The organism is Emticicia agri (genome assembly GCF_004168285.1).
Classification (GTDB): Bacteria; Bacteroidota; Bacteroidia; order Cytophagales; family Spirosomataceae; genus Emticicia; species Emticicia agri.
The window spans coordinates 1-3645 of record NZ_SEWF01000105.1; the positions used below are offsets into that span (position 1 = coordinate 1).

General features: G+C 37.4%; 7 protein-coding genes. 4 read left to right on the forward strand and 3 right to left on the reverse strand.

Features of this window, described 5'->3' with window-relative positions; genetic code table 11:
- Positions 1–41: 41 nt before the first annotated feature.
- The gene (locus tag EWM59_RS27145; RefSeq protein ID WP_130024337.1) at positions 42–317 is read left to right on the forward strand and encodes a YrhB domain-containing protein; all 276 of its coding nucleotides are present in this window, start codon (positions 42–44) and stop codon (positions 315–317) included.
- Positions 318–424: 107 nt separating this feature from the next.
- On the opposite strand, the gene EWM59_RS27150 is transcribed toward EWM59_RS27145, so the two are convergent.
- The 3 genes from EWM59_RS27150 to EWM59_RS27155 form a co-directional block, all read right to left on the reverse strand.
- Positions 425–901, reverse strand: coding sequence for a DUF7452 domain-containing protein (locus EWM59_RS27150; RefSeq protein WP_130024338.1), 477 nt, complete (start codon positions 899–901; stop codon positions 425–427).
- 89 nt (positions 902–990) lie between these two features.
- Entirely contained in the window at positions 991–1146 is a 156-nt protein-coding gene (locus EWM59_RS27945; protein WP_165372315.1) for a hypothetical protein, read from the reverse strand.
- 13 nt (positions 1147–1159) lie between these two features.
- Positions 1160–1834: a lysoplasmalogenase family protein gene (locus EWM59_RS27155; protein WP_130024339.1), complete on the reverse strand. Its 675-nt coding sequence runs from the start codon at positions 1832–1834 to the stop codon at positions 1160–1162.
- A 197-nt stretch (positions 1835–2031) separates the two neighbouring features.
- Here EWM59_RS27155 and EWM59_RS27950 point away from each other — a divergent pair, with 197 nt between their 5' ends.
- The 3 genes from EWM59_RS27950 to EWM59_RS27165 all read left to right on the forward strand — a co-directional run.
- Positions 2032–2199, forward strand: coding sequence for a hypothetical protein (locus tag EWM59_RS27950; RefSeq protein WP_165372316.1), 168 nt, complete (start codon positions 2032–2034; stop codon positions 2197–2199).
- Between the two features lie 163 nt (positions 2200–2362).
- Complete coding sequence (locus EWM59_RS27160) at positions 2363–2623, forward strand: hypothetical protein (protein ID WP_130024340.1); 261 nt, start codon at positions 2363–2365, stop codon at positions 2621–2623.
- A 334-nt stretch (positions 2624–2957) separates the two neighbouring features.
- Positions 2958–3645 (forward strand): IS110 family transposase (locus EWM59_RS27165; protein WP_130024341.1); only part of this gene is annotated, 688 nt, incomplete at its 3' end.

Below are 3645 nucleotides of genomic sequence, written 5' to 3' on the forward strand. Positions count from 1 at the left end.
TCTGAGGAAAAAAAATTTTGGTTTTTAAAAAATACAAGTAGATGATTTCTTTTAATGAATCTTTCAATATTGCTGAGGATTATTTAATTAAGCGTTTTCAGAATTCTGATAATCCTCCGGTAATAATTTTAAATCAAACTATCGAAACTGAAAAAGCGTGGATTTTCTTTTATAACAGTAAAAGATTTATAGAGAATAATGATGAATTCGCACGATACGTTGGAGGTGGCCCGCTCGCTATTTTAAAGAATAATGGTGAAATAATTCGTATTTCTCCATTTGTTGAAAATTTCGATGAATTTTTATCTTCATACTGAATAGTGTCTTGTCCTAAAATAGGTTGATGTAAACCTATTTTAAAACAGACAATCAAAGCAAAAGCTACGCTATTGCGGAGGTCTCTGCGTTGGCAGGAAAACCGCTATCATTGCCTGATGACAAGAACATTAAATGCATTACCGGTAATAGCTGCGATATCCTCGTTATAGATTGTCCACGCGCTACCAATCCAATATACCCCTACCGGATGATTATTATAGGCTACAGAGCCGCTGCCATACGGAGCCGGATTATAATTATGGGTAACCAGTACTATGTCTGTATGCTTCTGATTCGGGTAAGATAAAGTAGTAATATGCCCGATCGTATTAGCAGAAGTAGCTCTATGAACAAAAGCTGTCAACGCTTGGGCATTTGCCATCGTTTGCCAGGTACCATTGCCATTCGCATCACTGGTGAACACTTTTCCGGCTCCTGCATTTGGTTGAATCTGCAAAACTTTTATTTTGGCAGTATCTGCTTTAATACTCCCTGACACCTGAAGTTTTTCAGGAGTTATAGATTGTGCAACCGCCGCCAGAGAAATAATAGACAGTAACTGGAGTAGAATAAATTTTTTCATAGTTTGTGAATGAGCGCTACAGTAAATGATAGTGATTTGTTAAGGGTACCGCTTTCATTTAATAAAGTATTGATTTAGTGGCAACTGCTTCAAATGATTTCAACCCTGAATAATCTTAACGAGAAGCGATTATTGATTGTTTGTGAAAATTTCAGAATAATACCTGTTTCTGAAATCAGAATCATCAGATGGCCAGAAAGGTTGGAGTCTCCACGATCCGCTACGGCATAGTTTTCTGATAGCATATAAATTCATCTCTCATTGCCCATCAGCAGAATAAAAATTCTTATAGGTTCTGATAATCCCCATAAAAATAGCAAATTGGGCAAAGCTATAAATAGTTTTTATCAGTATTGAACCATTGGGAAACCGGATAATAAAAGAAAAATATATCTCACTAATAGTAACCACAGCAAACGCAATGGCACCTGCAAGAAACCATTGGTAACTACTTTTATTGGTTTTCCGCAAAAGAGCCGTAATATATAATAACGCCAGAAATACCATGTAAATCATGGAGGCAAAAAAGTAATCAGAAGGGATTTTGTAAAAAACTACGAGAACAGGCGAAATAAGCAAAAGCATATGACCTATTACTTTCAGAAGTTCTCTGGTAGAGGTCCCGAAAACTGCTTCTTTACGAACAGTGGCAATATAAAAAGAAAAACTAAGCATATATATCACCAAAGCAAGTACTTTAACAGTTGTATTTCTGACTTCAAGCATAATATCTGCTATTGCCGCCAGAAAAAGCCCAATGCTATAGGTATAGTCTTTGAGTCTGTATTCACCCCTCCGGCGTAGGTAATAAAAAATCAGGAGGCATATTACGGGTAAAGCACTCAGGAAACTTAGTTTATCTCTGTATAGCCTGTAACCGACAATTTCAATCAAACAACAGAGTATATAAATCAGTACTAATCTAAGGGGCATTCCGGAAACTGTAAATGAAGTAATTGTTAAGCAAAAATACGGCCTTTTTGCCAATTGTAAAAATATATTATCTACCAATCCAGTTTAGCCCTTTTAATCAACCCATCACCATAATTGTTCTTAAAATATCCTATCTAACGGTGCTTTAATAATAAATTCTCAATCTGCTGAAACATCTGTTAAGATTTTTAGTTAATATGATGAAACTGTTAAATAATCCATATAACATGACAACTGTTGATACTATACTTTCAATAACTGCCATCTGCCTGATTGCCGGAATTATCAGATATGTTTATGTGAAAAGAAACCGTAGAAGTTATTATGACAAATTTCTTCGGAGAAGAGTGGTGAAAGAAATTTAATTCATGGCACTAAAACAGGTAATTCTATTTACGGTTATTCAGCACAACTGAATAACCCATAAACTTTTTTCCTTGTACCAAACAGGTTCTCAACCACTCGTAAACATTCCGGTAGGATGTGTGTAGCTTAGCTGTACTTTTGATTCAGTTTTTAATCAAAATAATGATAGCTATTATGGAAGATATAAAGAAATTCGGTGGTTTTTTAGGTGCCATGGCTTCATTTACACCTTCGTTTATGTTAGGAGGTATGCACTATACCATCAGCCTTTTAGAAGGAAAAGACAATAAAGAAGCCAATGCCGACTTTAAACGTACTTTCGATAAAGTTTTTAACTTAGGCGAGCAGGTTGGTGCCGAGTTGACAGAAGGCGCAGTAAAGGCAGGCGCTAAAATCTTCAATGGCGATAAAGGCCGGAACTAAGAGATATAAAAACAGGAAAGGAGCTGTCTCAAAAGAAAACCGCACAAAACGGTGCGCCGTAGCGATATTATTTGGCACAAAATCTCCTCACCCTCTAAATCTCCCTCTCCTGAACAAGGAGCGGACGTCGCACGGAGGGAGACTTTAAGCCCCTCTCCCTCGGGAGAGGGGTTGGGGCGGCCGCCGCGCGGTGAGGAAAAATTCCAAACGGTTCGCCATAGCGATATTATTTGGTACAAAAGACTTTTGAGTTTGTATGTTTGAAAAAATAGCTTCGGAATCAGTTTCACAGTAACTTTAAGTTAACAGCAGTGAAAACCAAAAACCGAAGCATATGAAAACAAAAGTAAGAGATTTTAGCGGAGAATCAATCTATGTAGGGATTGATTCACATTTAAAGAGTTGGAAAGTGACAGTGATGTCTAAAGAGTTGATGCTTAACTCCTTTACCCAACCACCAGATAGTGTACAACTTTCTGCCTACTTGAAGGGACATTATCCCGGAGCCGATATTCATTGTGTGTATGAAGCGGGATTTGCAGGATTCAATATTCAACGTCAGTTAAGTTCAGCAGGTATTAATTGTATAGTAATTCACCCTGCAGATGTACCTACAAGTGATAAGGAGAAACGTCGTAAGAGTGATAGCATAGATAGTGGAAAGTTGGCCAGAGGGCTAAAAAACGGAGATTTTAAAGCCCTTTATGTTCCTCCATTGGAACAACAGCAGGACAGGTCACTACTGAGGGTTTATGATAGACTTACCCGAGATATAACCCGGGTAAAGAATCGGATAAAATTCTTTCTGATGTATTTTGGAGAAGCTATCCCTGTTGAATTGCAAACAAGCAACTGGTCAAAAGACTTCATCAGGTATCTGGATAATTTTTCACCTGGGGGCAATGGGAATCTGAGTTTTCAGGCATTATTGAGTGAATACAAAATGCTTAATCAACAATCAGCCATCTTAAAGAAACAAATCAAAGAGCTGTCAGAGCAACCCAGATATAAAACTGATGCTG